Consider the following 4131-nt stretch of genomic DNA (forward strand, 5'->3'; position numbering starts at 1 on the left):
ATCGCGAGAAGCTCGAGCCGGTGCTGCGGGCGATCCGGGTGCTGCAGTGGCTGGCGCTGGCCCTCGTCGCGCTGATGGCGGCGGCGAGCGCGGCGGCGGTGGTGCTCGCCGCCCGCGGAGCGCTCGACACCAACCGCTCGACCATCGAGGTGATGCACGGGATCGGCGCCACCGACCTCCAGGTCACGCACTTGTTCCAGCGCAAGATCGCGCTCGATTCGCTGGCCGGAAGCCTGGTCGGGGCGGTCGCAGCGGTTCTGGTGCTGCTGCTTCTGGCGGGCGGCGGCGCAGCCTTTGCCGGCGACCTGATGGGCACCACCCCGCTGCGCGGCACCGACCTCGTCATCCTCGCTCTGCTGCCGCTGGCGCTGGTGGTGCTGGCGACCTGGGTGGCTCGGACGGCGGTCCTGTCGACCCTGCGGAGGGCGACATGATCGTCCGCGCCGGCTCGCTCCTGCTGCTCGCCTATGCGCTCGGCTTCATCCTGTTCACGGTCACGCTCGGCCGCCCGGCGAAGGGCGCGAGGACCACCGACGCGATCGTCGTCGTCACCGGCGGAACGGGCCGCATCGAGCACGGAGCCGAGGTCCTGAAGGGCGGCGGTGCGAAGCGGATGCTGGTCGCCGGCGCCGACCCGGCGGTGACCAAGCAGGATCTGATCCGGCGGCTCGGCGGAAGCGGGCGGCTGGTCAATTGCTGCGTCGATCTGGGCAGCGAGTCGGTCGACACAAGGTCCAACGCCGAGGAAGCGTCGCGCTGGCTTGCAAAGCACGGCTACCGCTCGTTCCGGCTGGTCACCAGCGACTGGCACATGCGCCGCGCCAGCTACGATTTCCACGAGGTGATGGGCGACAAGTACGAGATCGTCCCCGACGCCGTCCGCACCGAGCCGCCGTTCACGATCCTGTTCAGCGAGTACAACAAATATATCCTTCGCCGCCTCGCGGTGCTGCTCGACATCTGATGCACCGGCTCCGCTCGCTGCTCTTCCTACTGGCTTTCTATCCGGGCACCTTGCTGTTCATTTTCGCCGGTCTTACCGCCGGGCTGGTGAGCACTCCGGCGATGCTCGAGGTCGTCCATGGCTGGGCGCGCTTCCACCACTGGCTGGCGAGGCACGTGCTGGGTATCCGGACCCGGATCGAGGGAGCGATCCCTCCCGGGCGGTACCTGATCGCCGCCAAGCATCAGTCGATGTTCGAGACGATCGAGATGCTGATGTTTGCCCGAACTCCGGTCATCGTCCTCAAGCGCGAGCTCGCCGACATGCCGCTGTTTGGCCCGATGACCCGGCGTTATGGCGTCATCCCGGTCGACCGCGACGCCGGCGCGAAGGCGCTGCGCGACATGCTGGCTGAGGCGAAAGCGGCGGCCGCGACCGGCCGGCCGGTGATCATCTATCCGGAAGGAACCCGGGTCGCGCCCGGCGCTTCCCCGCCCTTGCGCGCGGGATTCGCCGGCATTTACCGGGCGCTCGGATTGCCGGTGGTGCCGGTTGCCCACGACAGCGGGCGCTTGTTCGGCCGCGGCCTCGACAAGCGCCGCGGGACCGTCACCTTCCGGGTCGGCGAGACGATTCCGCCCGGGCTCAAGCGCGACGAGATCGAGGCGCGGGTCCACTCGGCGATCAACGCGCTCGAAAGCTAGTGCCTTAGCTGCGCTCCGAGCTTCTCGGCCGCCGCGACGACCCGCCTCGAGATCGCGCCGATCTCTTCGTCGGTGAAGCTCTTGTCCGTGGGCTGGAGCGTGACTTCGACCGCCAGGCTCAGCTCGCCGGCGTCGGTCCGGTAACGGTCGAAGACCCGCGCGTCGGTGATCGCCGCCTTGTCGGCGCCGCGAATGGCCCGCACCAGCGCCTCGGCGGCAAGGTCGTCGGGAACGAGGAAGGCGAAGTCGCGGACGACCGGCTGCAGCGCGGGCGGCGCAAAGGCGGCGCGCGCCCGGCCCGCCGCACGCGCCAGCGGGATCGAGTCGAGGTAGATCTCGGCGGCGACCGCTCCGCCCGGTCCGTCGAGCTTGCGGATGAGCGCCGGATGCAGCTCGCCGAACGCCGCAAGAACGCTTTTTCCCAGGCGCAGCGTCGCCGATCGCCCCGGGTGCCAGGTCGGCCCCGCGTCCGCGACGGTCTGCAGGCTGGCCGTGGGGGCTCCGGCCGCCTCGAGCAGCGCAACCACCTCGGCCTTCGCGTCGAACGCCGAAAAAACCTGTCCGGCACCCGATTGCCAGTCGCGCGGGTCCCGGTCCCCGGCGAGCAGCAGCGCCACCGTCGGGTGCTCGGCGTCGCCCAGATAGCGGCGGCCGATCTCGAACAATCGCACCGAGCCCAGGCCGCGGTCGAGGTTGCGGCGAGCCGCGGCGATCAGGCTCGGCAGAAGCGATGGCCGCATCACCTTCATCTCTTCGCTGATCGGGTTCATCAGACGCCAGTCGGCCGGGCCGAACGCTTCCGCTTCCTGTTCGGAAATGAAGCTCCAGGTGACCGCCTCGTCGAGCCCGCGCGCCGCCGCCGTCCGGCGCACCCGCCGTTCGACCAGCTGCGAGCGGGTCGCGGTCGGATGTGCGACCCCCGGCTCGCGCTCGAGCGGAGTCGAGGGGACCGAATCATAGCCGTGGATTCGAGCGATCTCCTCGACGATGTCGGCCTCGCCGTCGATGTCCGGGCGCCAGGTCGGGGCGCGGACGAACCAGGTCTCGTCGCTCGCCGAACCGTGGGAAACGGCCATTTCCACTCGCTGCGTCTCGTTGAGCCAGCTTTCGGAATCGTCGAGGTCGAGCCGCAGGAACTCGAGCCGGCCGAGGATCGCCTGCTGCTCGTCGCCGGCGAGCTCGATCCCGCCGAGCGCGGCGAGGCGCCCCGGCCGGTAGGCGACCATCCGGTCGGCATTGGGGTAGCCGCCGGCCGGAAAGTCGCCGCTGATGCGCGGCTCCGACGCTTCCCCGCCGGCCAGGTCGAGGATCATCCGGGCGGCCGATTCGATCGCGCCCGACAGCTTCATCGGGTCGACGCCGCGCTCGAAGCGGGTGCGCGCGTCGGTGATGATCGCGTGGCGGCGGCCGGTTTCGGCGATCGTCTGCGGGTCGAACCACGCGCATTCGAGCAGGACGTCGCTGGTGCCTTCATCGACGCTGGTGCTCTCGCCGCCGATGATCCCGCCCAGGCCGATCGCGCCGCTGTCGTCGGCGATCACGCAATCCTCGGCGGTCGGCTCATATTCCTTGGCGTTGAGCGCCAGGAACCGGTCGCCCTGGTGGCCGCGGCGGACAATGATGTCGCCGGCCAGCTTGGCGATGTCGTAGACGTGCAGCGGCCGCGCCTGGTCGATCGAATAGAAATTGGTGATGTCGACCAGCGCCGAGATCGGACGCAGCCCGACCGCCTTCAGGCGCTGCTGCAGCCAGTCCGGGCTCGGCCCGTTGCGGACCCCGCGGATCACCCGCCGCCAGAACACGTAGCAGCCCGAATCCGGTTCGACGGACACTCGCGGCGAAGGCTCGAAGCCGCCGTCGACGACCGGATGGTCGCGCCGCTTGAACTGGCCGATCCCGGCCGCGGCGAGGTCGCGGGCGATGCCGTCGACGCCCATGCAGTCCGGGCGGTTGGGCAGCACCGCGACGTCGAACAGCGGATCGTCGAGCCCGGCGAACGCGGCGAAGCTCGCTCCGACCGGCGCGTCGCCGGCAAGCTCGATAATCCCGTCATGCTCGTCGCCCAGCCCGAGCTCGCGGGCCGAGCACATCATGCCGTGCGATTCGACGCCGCGGATCGCCGCGACCTTCAGCAGCAGGCCGGTGCCGGGGATGGTCGTGCCCGGAGCTCCGAACACGCCGAGCATTCCGGCGCGGGCGTTGGGAGCGCCGCACACGACCTGAACCGCGCCCTCACCCGCATCGACGGTCAGAAGCTGCAATTTGTCCGCCTGCGGGTGCTTGTCGGCCGTCAGCACTTTGGCGACCCGGAACGGCTCGAGCGCCTCGGCCGGGTTGGACAGCTCTTCGACCTCAAGGCCGATCGCGGTCAGTTTCTCGGCGATCTCGACCGCCGATGCGTCAGTGTCGAGATGCTCCCTCAGCCAGGAAAGGGTGAACTTCATCGTTCCCCCTCCCGCCCGCGGGAGGGGGTCAGGGGGTGGG

At 70.1% G+C, this 4131-nt stretch carries 4 protein-coding genes; 3 read left to right on the forward strand and 1 reads right to left on the reverse strand.

Annotated elements, in window-relative coordinates; all coding sequences use genetic code 11:
- From H0T81_RS10305 to H0T81_RS10315, 3 genes are all read left to right on the forward strand, one after another.
- Nucleotides 1–434: FtsX-like permease family protein (locus H0T81_RS10305; protein WP_366474233.1), on the forward strand; the 434-nt coding region annotated here is incomplete at its 5' end.
- Nucleotides 431–964: a YdcF family protein gene (locus tag H0T81_RS10310; RefSeq protein ID WP_294012685.1), complete on the forward strand. Its 534-nt coding sequence runs from the start codon at nt 431–433 to the stop codon at nt 962–964. The genes H0T81_RS10305 and H0T81_RS10310, both read left to right, overlap by 4 nt.
- The gene (locus tag H0T81_RS10315; protein WP_294012687.1) at nt 964–1647 is read left to right on the forward strand and encodes a lysophospholipid acyltransferase family protein; all 684 of its coding nucleotides are present in this window, start codon (nt 964–966) and stop codon (nt 1645–1647) included. The genes H0T81_RS10310 and H0T81_RS10315 overlap by 1 nt, the downstream gene beginning before the upstream one ends.
- Here H0T81_RS10315 and ytpR read toward each other — a convergent pair.
- Nucleotides 1644–4091 carry a YtpR family tRNA-binding protein gene (gene ytpR, locus H0T81_RS10320; RefSeq protein WP_294012690.1) on the reverse strand — a complete coding sequence of 816 codons (2448 nt, stop codon included), beginning with the start codon at nt 4089–4091 and terminating at the stop codon, nt 1644–1646. The two genes, H0T81_RS10315 and ytpR, sit on opposite strands and share 4 nt — an antisense overlap.
- Nucleotides 4092–4131 lie beyond the last annotated feature (40 nt).

Source organism: Sphingomonas sp., from assembly GCF_013812825.1.
Lineage (GTDB): Bacteria > Pseudomonadota > Alphaproteobacteria > Sphingomonadales > Sphingomonadaceae > Sphingomicrobium.